Origin of the sequence: Micromonospora sp. NPDC048063 (assembly GCF_043202855.1) — a bacterium.
Classification (GTDB): Bacteria; Actinomycetota; Actinomycetes; order Mycobacteriales; family Micromonosporaceae; genus Micromonospora.
This window is the reverse complement of record NZ_JBIDBG010000011.1, coordinates 213,696-228,124: the sequence shown is the minus strand read 5'-3', so window position 1 is coordinate 228,124 and position 14,429 is coordinate 213,696. Positions and strand designations below refer to the sequence as shown.

The window sequence follows — 14,429 nt, the reverse complement described above, 5'->3', positions numbered from 1 at the left end:
TCCGGCATCGCCAACCTCCACAACATCATCCTCGCCGGCTGACCGCCGACCCCGTCCCAGGCAACGCCTTCACCCGGTTACGAGACGTCCCTTAGCGATGCTCACCCCAGAGGAGCGCGCCGCCCAAGCGAAGGTCCGATTCGACCTCTACATGCACGTCGACAACGTCTGGGAGGCACCCAAACGCCGGGGAGAGAATTCGGTCGAAGTGCCGGGCTACGGTGCAGTCGCCGGCATGCGGGACCTGCTAATGACTCTATTCGTCAACGCTCAGGACGCCCAGCACGCCGCCGACGACGTTCCCGAGCTCTACAGCGCGAAGGTGGTCGTGACAAAGGACGAGGAGGCATAACCGCCGTAACGAGAGTGGCGAGACTGGCGACGGCAGGCAAAGTGACTGATGCGCGAGAGCTACTCAGTATTTTTTGGCAGTCTACCCGCCCGCATGAGAGCGCGGCCGGCCGAGAGCCAGGCGTGAATGGCAGGACCTGAAATTGGTATAGAACCCTCGTTTCTCCGCCTAACGATGGAAATAAATGCGCCTTCAACCTTGCCGCCGGCTATCGCTCCGTGGACGATGAAGGGCTTCAGCTCCTCGGGCTGGGGAGGCACGCGGATAGCGATAATCTGTTCATCGTCAGGCAAATATATCGCCGCCACTTCTAAACCCTCTACAGGTGGATACACTCGCTGGTCGATCGCTGCTCGATGTCTTTGCGCCGCGTTGCGTCCAAGCCCTCGAAGCGGAGTTGCCTTCTCGATGATCTCCTGGCCGGATTTCCGGCGGGTACGGAAGCCGAGAAGCAACAAGCCTCCCTCTTCTGCATTGGCGAAGCGAGCCACGTCTTGACCAAGCTCAATTTTCCCCGCTTCTGTTTTAAGGCCATAGCCTTGCGACTTCACTTCGAGCGTTGACGACTCTGATTGCCCGACGAGGATGTCAAGCCGGCCGCTTTGTAGCAGATCCCACAGCGACCCTGGATCGAAATTGCCGCCGGTACCCAGTGCGCCAAGAATATCGATCGTTTCGAGGGCTAACCTGCATACGTCGCCGACCCGACGTCCGCGTTTCTCGACCAGTAGGCGAATGGTCCAATGAGCGTATTCCTCGACGCCCTCCGGAAAAATCTCGTAGACACTTGCATGGTGGCGTCGCAGGAGATGGGTAAGCGCTCGCTCGACTTCCTCTTCGTCCGTTTCAATTTCTAGGTATACCTGCACATTGAGAATAAGCTTGAGTGAAAACGTCAACTCCAATTCGAAGTTCATGAGGGGAGTCGCGTCTTCGTAGGCGTATCTATGCGGCAACCTTGTGAAGTGCAAGGTTTCACGCGTGGCGTCGAGATTTTTGCCCATGGCGGAGGGGTCGCCCGTGTAACTGCAAAGACGGACTAGCGCCCGCTTCAGTGAGGCCAATGAGAGGTTCTCAACGACCTCCAAGCCGGCCACCAGCATGGCCGCGCCGTTGTACCGGATTTCGTGACCGTCACTTGTAGCAATCGCTAGGTCGCGAGTGAAGCCCGTTGTAGCAAGAAATCTCGCTTGTGTGGACGGGGCCCCAGATCCTCCGCGAGTTGCCGGCATCAAGCCTCCTCGGCGTACAGGGCGGCGTGGCTCGCGCGCAGTTGTGCCAAGCTCTCAGAAGTGAGGGCGGGACTACGCCGCGGCAAGCCGTCTCGGACGCATTCAGCGAGATATTCGAGAGTTACGATAGATCCCCAGAAATTGCGGTCGAGCCACTCCCGCGACTCGCGACTACCCTGGTGCTTCGACCTTGCCCGTACCGTCTTTAGGTCTAGCAGGAGATCACCCATCGTCGGTGCATCGTCGAAGCTGCTGTAGTCGGCAAACCAAAGCCCTTGATTAAGGCCACCCGCCGCAACTTCCCTTTCTACGAGTTCACTGAAGGCAGGGGCTCGGCGAAGCCCGAGACGCCGCATTAGCAGAAGCGTGGCGGCGGTATGCAATTCCTCTAGTACGACCTCCGGGGCTGTATCGTCGAAGGCCCACGCGCTAATGGTGTCGAGGGTGACTGTCAGGCGGTCTGCCAAATCGTCGTGCTCTTGTCCTAGCCAGAAATTCACGACCATGTACGCGGTTGCGTTACGCTTGCGGAGCAATCGCGGAACGTAGTCCTCGGCATGCCTGTCGTATCCACCGTAAAGCCATCTACTAATTATGTCTACTAATCCATTTGCAGTACGTCTTCGCTCGCTAGGTAGATCCGTCGACTGAAAGCCCTCGGCGACGATTGGCAAGTCTCGGCGGAGGCGATCAACGAGTAATCTCATTCGCGTCCAATTGCCGTCCATGCTGAATCTGGCGAGTTGGCTACTCGGGAATGCTAACCGCCACCTCACGCTAAAGGGGCGAGCGCGCCGCCCAATCGCGGTAGACAATACCCTCAGTAACGGTTGATCCCGCTCTTGAAACCGGAAGTCTCCACCGAAGCCGCCCACGCACTCACTCTAGGTGGTTGACCCGTGAATAACACGCCCGAAGATGTCGTTCGGACGACGCGAGCGGCTGTGGGGCTTAGGGGTTCAGGCTTCAGTCTTACCCGACTTCGTGCCCGATCCGTGCCCGAGGCAGCGGTCAACGTCGGCTAGTAGAGGCCCGTCGTAGGGCTTGGCCGGGTCGCCGATACGTCCATGACCAGCCGGCACCACCCCCGATGGCCGTGACTCAACCCGATTCCCAAGCTGACAGTTCAGTTGGATCAGGACCAGCTCGCCCGCTCTAGCTGGTTCGGGCGGACCCGGAACTGAGTGGTTCCGTCCTCGGCCTCCACGTGGTCGGGAGCAGTGCTAACGACAAGGATCTGGTCCTCCTGCTGACCGACGACATGGCACCTCACGAACGCCGGCCGGGGCAGAGCAGCGCCAGGAAAGATGTCGTCATCCACGAAGAAGATCGGCACCTTGTCGACGAAGAACCAGATTCGTCCGTCGGCATCGACCAGCCGTACACGGACCCACCCCGGCCAGTCTTCGTCGACCCATGCAATCGCCTCGCAGCGCAGCAACCCGGCGGACCTCGTCACCGGGCTGATCCTGCCAGGTCGGTCACGCCTCGGCGGCGCGCGGCTGTCTGGGGCACACAGGGGGCACGAGACACTGTCAAACGTTGGCGATCAGTGTGCAGCCCTGGCAGCCTGCGACGCCGTGTGAGCAGGTGCCGAGCACTGTTCACGCTGGTGAGCCGATCACGGCTCGCAGTTCCGCTTCAACGTCTGAACCAAGCAAACCGTGGGCCGTTACTGATCCGCCAGAAGGTCCGACTTCTCGCTCAACTGCCGCTTGGCCTCCAACTGCTGCTTCGCCGTCAACTGCGCCTTCTCGCTCAATTGCCGCTTCGCTTCCAGTTGTTGTCTCGCTACGAGTGCCGCCTTCTCGCTTAGTTGCCGCTTGGCCTCCAACTGCTGTTTCGCCACCAATTGCGACTTCTTGGCCAACTGGCGCTGGGCTTCGCCGGACCCTTCTTTGCTCATTTATTCCTCCTTCAAGCTTGGAATCTTTTCTATGACAAATTCGCGCTGCTTATCGGTCAATTTCTCAAAAAGTTTGACGGGTGTCAGCTGCTCCATGCTGAAATGTGCGTCGTCGGTAAGGCTAGGATTGATCCCCAGCAAGGCGCGCCGTTTCTGTTCCTCGAATCCTGCCTCACACAGATTCTGTAGGGCGCATGACCGGCACGGCGAGCGGTCACGGTGGGACGACAGGTAGGCCGACTCGCTGATGCAGTACTCCTGGAATTCCGGACCGGAGTACTCGCCGCTTTCGTATGACTCGCCCAACGCTCCTCCACTGCTGGCTGGTTAGCATCCCAAACCCTTACCCGGGTCATCATGACGTTGGGGGACCGACGCGGGGCAGGTTTGGTGCGTTTGCCACCAGTTCGTGCAGGGTTGAGGTAGGTAGCTCTGCTCCTGCGCCACTCCGCAGTTGCGGGCCGCCAGGGGGCTGACCTGATGTCTGCGCCTAATCGAAGGAGCGGCATGTGGCGAGGCTGTACTGGCTGTCGTGCCGTGCCCGCCACGTGCCCGCTACGCCAGTCAACAAGGCGCAGCAACGGGCCGCACCCGCATGTGAGAGCGGACGGGGCGAAGAGTTGTGCTGGTGACCAGCAAGGCCGGCGTGATCTATCGGTAGATCAAGGCACCTTCCAAACTGACGGTGCGCTGGGCCGTCTCTGGGCCGTCTGGGCCGTCACTGGGCCGTCAAACGCCGACCAAAGATGACCGACGACACCCAGCAGCACCCGAAGAAACAGCAGGCCAGCCACCATGTGGCGGCGGCTGACCTGGTGGGCGACGGACGAGTCGACCTGTACGCCGGATTCTGTTAGGGCGACGGTTCGTGGAAGTAGACGGTGGCCGACCACCAGTCACCGTCGGCAGTGACCTCGCTGTGCAGTATGACGTCCTGGACCTCGATGCCGGGCCGTTGTTCGATGCTGTCTGCGAGGCGGCGTAGCAGCGCCGGGACGCTGTCTTGGCCGGGGCCGACTGGGTTGGCTTGCGAGAAGTGCTTGATGGTCCACGACTCCGGTTCAGACGGCATGGCGGCAGTCTGCCAGGGGTCCCGACGGTGGCCATCTCCGGCGGTGTGGGGCACTCCGGTGGACCGTTCGGACAGCTCAGCCCCGTTGCTGGCGCAGCTCATCGACGGCTGGTGGTTCCTCTGGGACGCAGGAGTCAAGCTCCGCCAGCGTGACTGCCGGCGGAGCTTGCTCCAGAGAACTGCTGCGACTAACGCTTTGTCATGAGGTGGAGGGTGTAGAGGACGGTCAGACCGAACCCAACCGCCACTGCGGCGGTAGGGTTCACGAAGGCCAACCAAGCGGCGAGGCCGGCCAAGGCGAGCAGGACAACCAACCGAACGTCCAATGGCGCGGACGGCTCCGGTGCGGCAGCCTTCTTGCTGGATCCTGACTGGGGCATGTAGGTGACCTTTCGGGAGACGTTAGTAGGTGCGGGTTCGCGTCGGGCAGGACGCGAACCACGCGAGTTCTCCTGCTGGGAGTGCAGGCAGGCTTCGCTGCCATTGCTCGTGATGGGGTCCCTCAGGCGGGAACACACCTTCCCAGTTGCGCGGTCCAGGCTGTCGCTCGCGTTTCTTTCGTCTGGAAACTGAGCGAGCCGAGCTTAGGGATTGACTGCTGATCCTCCGCCCCTGCGGCCTTCACCTCCTCCTTCACCTGCTCTGATACAGCTAGCACGATCGGTTGGGTCGTCGTTGCGAGCTGGCGGCGCATGGTCTCCGATTCGATCATGCGGAAGACAAAGGTCAGGTCTCGCCCGATGTAGCCGCCCCGCTCGTCATAGGCGGCGGTGCCCTGATGTACAGCAATGCGGAGTCGGAGGAGTAGACGAGAGGGCTGGCCCTCGTTGTAGTTGTCGAGCGACGCCGTCAAGCGCGGTACAACCTCGGTTAGGACCCGAAGGGGTCCGCACGACAAGACCACCACGGCGCCGTCACCTCGGTCGAGGATCTTCGCGTCTGAGTAGAGCCCCGCGTCTTTGAGAGCGGAGTCCAGGATGGACAGCAGCTGAGAACGCATGGCCATCTGTGCGCTCAGGTCGCGGTCCTCGCGATGGAACGCCTCGATGTCCAGACCGAGAAATGTGAACGTGCCGTGTTGGTACATCGGTCCCCTCCTCCCGGGCAGCTCGCACCGGACACCAAGGACTCAATGGTACTACGCGACAGTCTGAGTGTGAAGAAGTACCAAAGGTGCTGGCCTTCTTACGTGTTCATGCTGGTCAGGGCGGCAAGGGCGGCCACATCGTCGATGACGATCGATCGCCTGCCTGTGGTGATGATCTTTTTGGTTCGAAGCTCTCGTAGGACCTTCGCGACGGCTTCGCGCGACGCTCCCACATACCCGGCAAGCTCGGTCTGGGAGATGTCTGGGATCGGGTGAGCCTTGCCCTGGTCGGGGTTTCGAGGATCAAGGCCCGCCAACTCCAGCAACGTTGCAGCCACGCGGGCGCCTACTGTCAGGGTGGCAAGGTCAACCCGTCGGTGGTCAGCGTCACGAAGTCGCTGAGTGACTTGCAAGAGCAAGAAGCGCATGACCCGTGGATGCCTGTCTAGGAAGGCATTGAAAAGGTCGGCGCTCACGATGGCGCACTCGACAGGCGTGACCGCCACCACGGTCGCCGACCGGGGTTGTCCGTCAAGTGGAGCCATTTCGCCCACCACTTCACTCGGGCCTCTCGTTGCTAGGACTACTTCCTGTCCCTGCGGCCCGGTGGAGACAACCTTGACTTGGCCCTCTTTGATCAAGACTGCGTGAGTGGTGGTGTCACCCTCGGAGAACAGGACGGTTCCGGCCGCCAGGTTGACCGGGATGCCCAGTTGTTGCAGCTCAGCCCTCTCCTCGGCGCTCAATGCTGCGCGAAGCTGAGCTGCAGGAGAGTCCGTCACGCCGGGATCCTACTTGCCACAACCAGGAAAAACCAGACACAGGCTGCTGTCGCCAATAGCCTTCGGGAAGTAGAGATCCAACGTCTCGGGGCCCCGGCCGTGTAGGCGGTACCGGTGCATTGCAGAGGCAGCGAAGACGCATCAAGCACGTCATTCCGGGTCGGTACAGAGCATCAGTCGATGCCAGCTGCCTCGCCCGTACCAGCACTGCTCGTCACCAGCTGCTACGGGCCAGCAAGACTCGCCCGGCTCCCCCAGCGGAGGTTGGCCGGGGTCGCCGGCCGCATGGCTGTCGACAGCAACGCTGACAGCAATCGCGCCGGACGGCAGCACGCTGCCGAGCACTGGCATGGACGGCGCTTCGAGCGTGCAGCCGTTTCCGGACGTGTGCGGACGTGATGCACAGAGCTTGTAAGCGAGACGTCATGAAGCAACCGACGCATGCCGCTTGTCATGATCACCCGGCACAGATCCGGCACAACTGAGCGCGAGCAACGGCGGAAGATGCCGGAAACCAGCGGAAGGCGTTTCGGCAGGTCAGAGGCCATCCCGGGGGCAGCGTGGGAGATCGGGACGTCGTGGCGCTTACTTCCAGCGGAAGTGCACGAAGAGGCGACCGAAGTTCTTCGAGTCCTTCTCGACGCGGTGGTAGAGCTGCTTGACGTCCTTCTGGTCGAGGAAGCGCAGCACCCGCTTCTTGAGCTGGCCGGAGCCCTTGCCGGGGATGATCTCGACCAGGGTGGCCTTCTTCGCCACCGCCTCGTCCATGATCCCGCGCAGGGCCCGGTCGATGTCGTGACCCTTGTTGAAGATGTCGTGCAGGTCCAGCTTCAGCTTCATCGCGCAGCCACCGGCAGGTCACGTCCCATACCGCCGATGGTAGGCCGCCCGGCGCGCTCCGCCCCACCCCCGCACGGGTGGAACACCACGGTTGTCATCAGACCCGTTTGACAGCCACGGCGTTCCACTCGTCGCGCGAGCTACCCGGCGGCGCCCGGCGTTGCGCGGCATCCGGTGACGACCGTACGGACGGGGCAGCCCTGTCGAGCTGCCCCGTCCGTGCGCCCGCTCCCCGGGCGTCGGGTCGTCCGCCGTCAGCGACCGCCCGCGACCCGGGTCTGCACCCGGTCCAGGGCGGTGCGGTAGTCGTCGTTGCCGCTGTGCATCGCCGCCGCGATGCGCAGGTGCCGCAGCGCGTCGGCGTGCCGGTTCAGCCGCTCCAGCGTCCGGCCCAGCACGTGGTGGGCGTAGTGGTCGCTGGGGTCGCGGTCGACCAGTTCGCGGAGCTGCTCCTCGGCCCGGTTGAGCTGGGCCGACTGGAAGTACGCCCGGGCCAGCAGCTGCCGCACCGACGAGTTGTCGGGCTCGGCCGCCACGATCGGTTCGAGCAGCCGGGCCGCTCCGGTCGGGTCACCGGCCTCGAAGAACATGGTCGCCCGCCGGTACTCGGCCAGAAGATCCATTCGACCCACCCCCTCGTGTCACGCCGCCACTTCTCCCGACGCTGGCACAACACCCGGCGTACCGCGACTGTTCCCCGGGCGGAACGCGGGCGGGATCAGGTGGGGGCGCCGTGCCGGCCGGCGACCAGATCCCAGGCGCGTACGCCGCCGACGATGCCCGCCGTGTTGGGCACCACCACCACGTCGTCGCCCATCCGGGCGAGCTGCTCGGGCCGGATCAGGCGCGAGTTGCCGCCGCCCAGGTAGAGCCGGTCCCAGCGGAACACCGGGCGCAGCCCGTCCACGACCTGCCGGATCCGGCGGGACCAGAACGCGTCCCCGAGTCGGCGCCGCTCCGGCTCCCCCACGTACGTGTCGTAGGTGGTGCCCCAGCGCACCGGGGCGTGGGACAGCTCCAGGTGCGGGGCGAGCACCCCGCCGTCGAAGAGCGCGCTGCCCAGCCCGGTGCCGAGGGTCAGCACCAGCTCGCAGCCGGTCCCGGCGACCACCCCGGCGCCGTGCACCTCGGCGTCGTTGAGCACCAGCGCCGGCACGCCGAACGCCTCGGCGAGCGCGGTCCGCGCGTCGTACCCGGACCACTCCGCGACCAGGCCCGGGTCGGCCTTCGACCGGGGCCCGGAGCGGGTCACGTAGTGCGGGGTGGCGACCACCACGCCGTGCCGGATCATCCCCGGCATGCCGACGGTCAGCCGGTCCGCCGCGGGCAGCCGGCCGCCCAGGTCGAGCAGCGTCTTGACGAACAGGGCCGGCGGCAGCGGGTACGGCGTGGGCACCCGCAGCGGCCGGGCGCGCATCGTGCCCGCCTCGTCCAGCACGGACCCCTTGATCCCGCCGCCGCCACAGTCGATCGCCAGAGTGGTCACCACCTGAGCAGTGTGCCGTGCGCCTCCCGAGCCTGGTTCGCGATCTTGGACTTTCGGCCCCACGTTCGCGGCTTTCGCCCCACTCGTCCGGGCACGAAGTGCAAGATCGCGGAGGCGGCGGGGGCGGGGAGGCGAGCGGGTGGGGAGGGGTGGGGGGCGGGATAGGGTCGCGGTTGATGAGCGCGACGATGATCGTCAAGGGGCTGGCCGCGGGGCACGGGGACCGGGCGCTGTTCGCCGGGCTGGACCTGGTGGTCGCGCCGGGGGACGTGGTGGGGCTGGTCGGGGTGAACGGGGCGGGCAAGTCGACGCTGCTGCGCACCCTCGCCGGGTTGCTGCCGGTGGAGGCCGGGAGCATCGCGCTCAGCCCGCCCACGGCGAGCGTCGGGCACCTGCCGCAGGAGCCGGAGCGGCGCGCCGGCGAGACCGTCCGGGACTTCCTCGCCCGGCGCACCGGGGTCACCGCCGCGCAGGCCGCGTTGGACGCGGCGACCACGGCGCTCACCGACGGCGCGCCCGGCGCGGACGACGACTACGCCGAGGCGCTGGAGCGCTGGCTCGGCCTGGGCGGGGCGGACCTGGAGGAGCGCGCCGAACAGGTCGCCGCCGAGCTGGGCCTCACGGTCGACCTGGACCACCCGATGACCGGGCTCTCCGGCGGCCAGGCCGCCCGCGCCGGGCTGGCCTCGCTGCTGCTCAGCCGCTACGACGTCTTCCTGCTCGACGAGCCGACCAACGACCTGGACCTGGCCGGCCTGGAGCGGCTGGAGGAGTTCGTCACCGGGCTGCGCGCCGGCACGGTGCTGGTCAGCCACGACCGCGAGTTCCTCACCCGCACGGTGACCCGGGTGCTGGAGCTGGACCTGCACCAGCAGCAGATCCGGCACTACGGCGGCGGCTACGCCGCCTACCTGGAGGAGCGCGAGGTGGCCCGCCGGCACGCCCGCGAGGAGTACGAGGAGTACGCCGACACCCGGGCCGGGCTGGAGGCACGCGCCCGCACGCAACGGGCCTGGATGGAGAAGGGCGTGAAGAACGCCCGCCGCAAGGCCACCGACAACGACAAGATCGGCCGCAAGTTCCGCTCCGAGGCGACCGAGAAGCAGGCGGCCAAGGCCAAGCAGACCGAGCGGCTGATCGAGCGGCTGGAGGTGGTCGAGGAGCCCCGCAAGGAGTGGGAGCTGCGGATGGAGATCGCCGCCGCGCCCCGCGCCGGGGCCGTCGTGGCCTCGCTGCGCGACGCCGTCGTACGCCGGGGCGGCTTCACCCTCGGCCCGGTGACCCTCCAGGTCGACTGGGCGGACCGGGTGGCGGTGACCGGGGCGAACGGCTCCGGCAAGTCCACGCTGCTCGCCGCCCTGCTGGGCCGGCTCCCCCTCGACCAGGGGCATGCCGCGCTCGGCCCGGGCGTGGTGGTCGGCGAGGTGGACCAGGCCCGGGGGCTCTTCCTCGGCGACGCGCCGCTGATCGACGCGTTCCGCGCCGCCGTGCCGGACCTGTCGCCGGCGGACGCGCGGACGCTGCTGGCCAAGTTCGGCCTGCGCGCGGCGCACGTGCTGCGCCCGGCGGCGACCCTCTCCCCGGGCGAGCGGACCCGGGCGGCGCTGGCGCTGCTCCAGGGGCGCGGGGTGAACCTGCTGGTGCTGGACGAGCCGACGAACCACCTGGACCTGCCGGCCATCGAGCAGTTGGAGTCCGCGCTGGCCAACTACCCGGGAACGCTGCTGCTGGTCACCCACGACCGGCGGATGCTCGACGCGGTGCAGACCAACCGGCGGCTGCGGGTGGCCGCCGGACGGATCGCCGAGGATTGATCCGTGCCGACCCGCTCGCGGCGGGTGACAATGACCCCATGCTCAAGTGGGAGTACGCGCTGCTGGTCCGCCGCCGCCAGGCGGCCACCAACGACATCGGCTGGGAGGTCGTCTTCGTCTGGTACGGCCCGGACGGCTCCATGGTCGACGTGACGCCCTACGGCGACACCGCGCTGGCCCACCTGAACCGGGCCGGCGACCAGGGCTGGGAGCTGGTGGCCATGAGCGAGGACCCGTCCCTGCCCGGCAACAACGAGCTGCACCGCTACCACCTCAAGCGGCCCAAGCCGGCCGCCCCGCCGCCTCGGCAGCGGATGCGCGGCGGCGGTCGCCCCCGGCGGACGATCACCGGCTGACCGCCCCGGCTCGCGGCAGGGCGTGTCGCGGGGCATATCGGGCGGAGATCCGGGTAACGGCCCGCGGGAGGTGGACCCGGATGGTCGCGCTGGGACAGACCCCGCCCTCGGCCGAGCGGCTGCGGGCGATCGACGTATTCCTCGCCGAGGCGTGGGCCGACCAGGCCCGGCACGACGACCGGCTGCGCGACCTCCCGGTGGAGGTGCGCTTCGACCGGGGGGTGGCCCACCTCGGCGGCGAGGTCGCGGAGCAGTCCGACCTGCGCCTGGTCCGGGACCGGGTGGGCCGGCTCGACGGGGTGTTCGGCGTCTGGTGCCGGGTACGCGTCGGCGGGCGCGACCCGGTCGTGGTCGACCTGGGCTGCGGCGCCACCAAGCAGTGGCCGGGCAACCTGGGGCTGGACATCTACCCCGCCCCGGGGGTGAACGCGGTGGCCGATCTCTCCGCCTCGCTGCCGCTGGCCGACGACTCGGTGGACGTGCTGTTCGCGGTGCACATCCTGGAGCACCTGGTCGACTTCCTGCCGCTGGTCGACGAGTGCCACCGGGTGCTCCGGCCGGGCGGCGTGCTGCACGTGATGAGCCCGTGGTGGCGGCACGTGAACGCCGTCGCCGACCCGACCCACGTCCGGCTGCTCGACGTGCAGACCGTCAAGGGGATCTGCCTGCAGCGCCCCCCGGGCACCCCGCGCTGGTATCCGCTGCACGTCGGCTGCGACGGCGCCTCGATCTTCGCCGACCTCACCCCGCTGACCCCGGACGCGGCGGGCCCCACCCCCGCCCACCTGGCCCGCTTCTTCGACTGACCCGGCCCGACGGGCAGCCCGGGTCAGCGGCCGAGGGTGCTTTCGCGGGGGGTGAGGCGCCAGGGGGCGGAGAGTTCCCGGGGCGGCGCGCTGCGGTCGCCGTCGATGCGGCCCGCGAGCAGCTCCACGGCCAGCCGGGCGATGCGCTCCTTGTCGGGGGCGATGGTGCTCAGGGTGGGCACGGAGAACCGGCCGTCCTCGATGTCGTCGAAGCCGGCCACCGCGACGTCCTCGGGGACGCGCAGTCCCGCCTCGTGCAGGGCGCGCAGGGCGCCCAGGGCGAGGGTGTCGTTGAAGCAGAAGACGGCGTCGGGGCGTACGCCGGAGGCCAGCAGCGCGCGCATCGCGGCGGCGCCGTCCGCGCGGTGCCAGGCCGACGCGGGCGCCACCAGCCCCTCGTCGTAGTCGATGCCGGCGTCGGCGAGCGCGGCGGTGTAGCCGGCGAGCCGAAGCCGGGCGCTCGCCCCCTCCGGGGTGCGCTGCGAGCCGATGGCGGCGATCCGGCGGCGGCCGAGCCCGACCAGGTGGGCGGTGATCTCCCGGGCGGCGCCCACGTTGTCGATCCCGACGTGGTCGGCGGGGCCGTGGTCGACCCGCTCGCCGAGCAGCACCATCGGGGTGCCGTCGAGCCCGGTCAGGTCCTCCGCGGTGAGCGCCAGCGGGCTGAAGATCAGCCCGTCGATCAGGTGCTCGGTGATGCCGGAGGCGACCACCCGCTCCTGCTCGCGGCCGCCGCCGGTCTGGTCGATGAGCACCGTCCAGCCCAGCTCGGCGGCGGCCGTGACGACGTGCCGGGCCAGCTCGGCGAAGTAGGGGATGTCCAGCTCGGGCACGGCCAGCGCGATCACCCCGGTGCGCCCCTTGCGCAGGTTGCGCGCGGAGAGGTTGGGCCGGTAGTTCAGCTCGGCGATGGCCGCCTCGACCCGGGCGCGGGTGTCGGGCCGGACGTGCACGTAGCCGTTGACCACGTTGGAGACGGTCTTGACCGACACGCCGGCCCGCTCCGCCACGTCCTTGAGCCTGTGTCGCACTGCGCCACCTCCCGCCATGACTGGGGACTTTACCTCGCGACCGGCTCTTTACAACGTTGCTTACAACGTTGTAGAAACCAGGGACACCGGGTGACCGCGGTCACCCGGGACCGCGACGAGGAAAGGTGGCACCCCCTTGCGGACCGCGCAGCTCACGATCGACCCCGCCTTCGCGATCGGGCCGGCCGACCGGCGACTCTTCGGCTCGTTCGTCGAGCACATGGGCCGCTGCGTCTACGGCGGGATCTACGAGCCGGGACACCCGGCGGCGGACGCGCGGGGGCTGCGCGGCGACGTGCTGGAGCTGACCCGGGAGCTGGGCGTCTCGGTGGTCCGCTATCCCGGCGGCAACTTCGTCTCGGGCTACCGCTGGGAGGACGGCGTCGGCCCGGCGGGCGACCGCCCCCGCCGGCTCGACCTGGCCTGGAAGACGATCGAGACGAACGCCTTCGGGCTCGACGAGTTCATGGCCTGGGCCGCCGAGGCGGGGGTCGAGCCGATGATGGCGGTCAACCTCGGCACCCGGGGCGTGCAGGAGGCGTGCGACCTGCTGGAGTACGCCAACCACCCGGGCGGGACGCAACTGTCGGACCTGCGCCGCAAGCACGGCGCCGAGGAGCCGTACGGGGTGCGGCTCTGGTGCCTGGGCAACGAGCTGGACGGCCCGTGGCAGGTCGGCCACAAGACCGCCGACGAGTACGGCCGGCTGGCCGCCGAGACCGCCCGCGCCATGAAGATGATCGACCCCTCGATCAGCCTGGTCGCCTGCGGCAGCTCCAACCGGCGGATGCCCACCTTCGCCTCCTGGGAGGCGACCGTCCTGGAGCACACCTACGAGCACGTCGACTACATCTCGGCGCACACCTACTACGACCCGTCCGACGGCGACCGGGCCAGCATCCTGGCCTCCGCCGTCGACATGGACAACTTCATCCGGGACGTGGTCGCCACGGCCGACCACGTGGCGGCGAAGCGGCGGGACCGGCGCAAGCTCAAGGTCAGCTTCGACGAGTGGAACGTCTGGTACGAGTCCCGCCTCCAGGCCGACCTGGCCCGGCGCGGCTGGGTGGAGGCCCCGGCGCTGATCGAGGACGACTTCACCGCCGTCGACGCGGTGGTGGTCGGCGACCTGCTGATCACCCTGCTCCGGCACGCCGACCGGGTCGGGGTGGCCTGCCAGGCCCAGCTCGCCAACGTGATCGCCCCGATCCGCACCCGCACCGGCGGGCCGGCGTGGCGGCAGAGCATCTTCCACCCGTTCGCGCTGACCGCCTGGCACGCCCGGGGCACGGTGCTGCGCACCGAGCCGGTCGGCCCGGCCTACGAGACGAAGCGGTACGGCGAGGTCCCCGTGCTCGACTCCGTCGCCGTGCACGACGAGGAGACGGGCGGGCTGACCGTCTTCGCCGTCAACCGGGACTCGGCCGACCTGGCGCTGGAGCTCGACCTCCGCGGCCTGCCAGGACTCTCCGTCTCATCCCACCTGAGCCTCGCCGCCGGGGACGACCCGACGGCGACGAACACCGAGGCCGAGCCCGACCGGGTGACGCCCCGGCAGTTGCCCACCCCCACCACCGACGGCGGCCGGTGCGCCGTGCGGCTGCCGGCCGTCTCCTGGAACGTGCTGCGCTTCTCCCCCGCCGCCGGCTGACGCCGGACCGGCCC

Annotated in this window: 16 protein-coding genes and 1 pseudogene; 5 read left to right on the top strand and 12 right to left on the bottom strand. The window is 67.9% G+C overall.

Going from position 1 to position 14,429, the window contains the following annotated elements:
* The first annotated feature begins 97 nt into the window (after positions 1–97).
* On the top strand, positions 98–352 hold the full coding sequence (locus tag ACGFZ2_RS25130) for a hypothetical protein (protein WP_393457459.1): 255 nt from the start codon (positions 98–100) through the stop codon (positions 350–352).
* A gap of 59 nt (positions 353–411) precedes the next feature.
* Here ACGFZ2_RS25130 and ACGFZ2_RS25125 read toward each other — a convergent pair whose 3' ends face one another.
* The 11 genes from ACGFZ2_RS25125 to ACGFZ2_RS25075 all read right to left on the bottom strand — a co-directional run bounded on the left by ACGFZ2_RS25125 (position 412) and on the right by ACGFZ2_RS25075 (position 8,760).
* Positions 412–1,455 (bottom strand): hypothetical protein, encoded by a 1,044-nt coding sequence (locus ACGFZ2_RS25125; protein ID WP_393457456.1) that lies wholly within the window; start codon positions 1,453–1,455, stop codon positions 412–414.
* 128 nt (positions 1,456–1,583) lie between these two features.
* Positions 1,584–2,120: a hypothetical protein gene (locus ACGFZ2_RS25120; protein ID WP_393457453.1), complete on the bottom strand. Its 537-nt coding sequence runs from the start codon at positions 2,118–2,120 to the stop codon at positions 1,584–1,586.
* Positions 2,121–2,719: 599 nt separating this feature from the next.
* Entirely contained in the window at positions 2,720–3,043 is a 324-nt protein-coding gene (locus ACGFZ2_RS25115; RefSeq protein WP_393457450.1) for a hypothetical protein, read from the bottom strand.
* Between the two features lie 213 nt (positions 3,044–3,256).
* Positions 3,257–3,490: a hypothetical protein gene (locus ACGFZ2_RS25110; RefSeq protein WP_393457447.1), complete on the bottom strand. Its 234-nt coding sequence runs from the start codon at positions 3,488–3,490 to the stop codon at positions 3,257–3,259.
* Positions 3,491–3,796, bottom strand: coding sequence for a hypothetical protein (locus ACGFZ2_RS25105; RefSeq protein WP_393457444.1), 306 nt, complete (start codon positions 3,794–3,796; stop codon positions 3,491–3,493). It abuts the gene before it with no gap.
* 547 nt (positions 3,797–4,343) lie between these two features.
* On the bottom strand, positions 4,344–4,562 hold the full coding sequence (locus ACGFZ2_RS25100; protein WP_393457441.1) for a hypothetical protein: 219 nt from the start codon (positions 4,560–4,562) through the stop codon (positions 4,344–4,346).
* A 502-nt stretch (positions 4,563–5,064) separates the two neighbouring features.
* Positions 5,065–5,649 carry a hypothetical protein gene (locus tag ACGFZ2_RS25095; protein ID WP_393457438.1) on the bottom strand — a complete coding sequence of 195 codons (585 nt, stop codon included), beginning with the start codon at positions 5,647–5,649 and terminating at the stop codon, positions 5,065–5,067.
* Between the two features lie 98 nt (positions 5,650–5,747).
* On the bottom strand, positions 5,748–6,431 hold the full coding sequence (locus ACGFZ2_RS25090; RefSeq protein ID WP_393457435.1) for a Crp/Fnr family transcriptional regulator: 684 nt from the start codon (positions 6,429–6,431) through the stop codon (positions 5,748–5,750).
* 585 nt (positions 6,432–7,016) lie between these two features.
* Entirely contained in the window at positions 7,017–7,271 is a 255-nt protein-coding gene (locus ACGFZ2_RS25085; RefSeq protein ID WP_013736060.1) for a Smr/MutS family protein, read from the bottom strand.
* Between the two features lie 254 nt (positions 7,272–7,525).
* On the bottom strand, positions 7,526–7,894 hold the full coding sequence (locus ACGFZ2_RS25080) for a tetratricopeptide repeat protein (protein ID WP_393457432.1): 369 nt from the start codon (positions 7,892–7,894) through the stop codon (positions 7,526–7,528).
* Positions 7,895–7,989: 95 nt separating this feature from the next.
* On the bottom strand, positions 7,990–8,760 hold the full coding sequence (locus ACGFZ2_RS25075) for an ROK family protein (protein ID WP_350707078.1): 771 nt from the start codon (positions 8,758–8,760) through the stop codon (positions 7,990–7,992).
* Positions 8,761–8,933: 173 nt separating this feature from the next.
* On the opposite strand from ACGFZ2_RS25075, the gene ACGFZ2_RS25070 reads away from it, so the two are divergent.
* The 3 genes and pseudogenes from ACGFZ2_RS25070 (at position 8,934) to ACGFZ2_RS25060 (ending at position 11,733) form a co-directional block, all read left to right on the top strand.
* Positions 8,934–10,571: an ABC-F family ATP-binding cassette domain-containing protein gene (locus ACGFZ2_RS25070; protein ID WP_393457429.1), complete on the top strand. Its 1,638-nt coding sequence runs from the start codon at positions 8,934–8,936 to the stop codon at positions 10,569–10,571.
* 38 nt (positions 10,572–10,609) lie between these two features.
* Positions 10,610–10,855, top strand: a pseudogene (locus tag ACGFZ2_RS25065) (hypothetical protein); the annotation flags it as partial.
* Positions 10,856–11,007: 152 nt separating this feature from the next.
* A complete protein-coding gene (locus ACGFZ2_RS25060; RefSeq protein WP_393457426.1) occupies positions 11,008–11,733 on the top strand; it encodes a methyltransferase domain-containing protein in 726 nt (241 codons plus the stop codon).
* A gap of 23 nt (positions 11,734–11,756) precedes the next feature.
* Here the strand turns inward: ACGFZ2_RS25060 and ACGFZ2_RS25055 are convergent, their stop codons facing one another.
* A complete protein-coding gene (locus ACGFZ2_RS25055; protein WP_393457423.1) occupies positions 11,757–12,764 on the bottom strand; it encodes a LacI family DNA-binding transcriptional regulator in 1,008 nt (335 codons plus the stop codon).
* A gap of 136 nt (positions 12,765–12,900) precedes the next feature.
* Between ACGFZ2_RS25055 and ACGFZ2_RS25050 the strand changes: the two genes are divergently transcribed.
* Positions 12,901–14,415 (top strand): alpha-N-arabinofuranosidase, encoded by a 1,515-nt coding sequence (locus ACGFZ2_RS25050; protein ID WP_393457420.1) that lies wholly within the window; start codon positions 12,901–12,903, stop codon positions 14,413–14,415.
* Positions 14,416–14,429 lie beyond the last annotated feature (14 nt).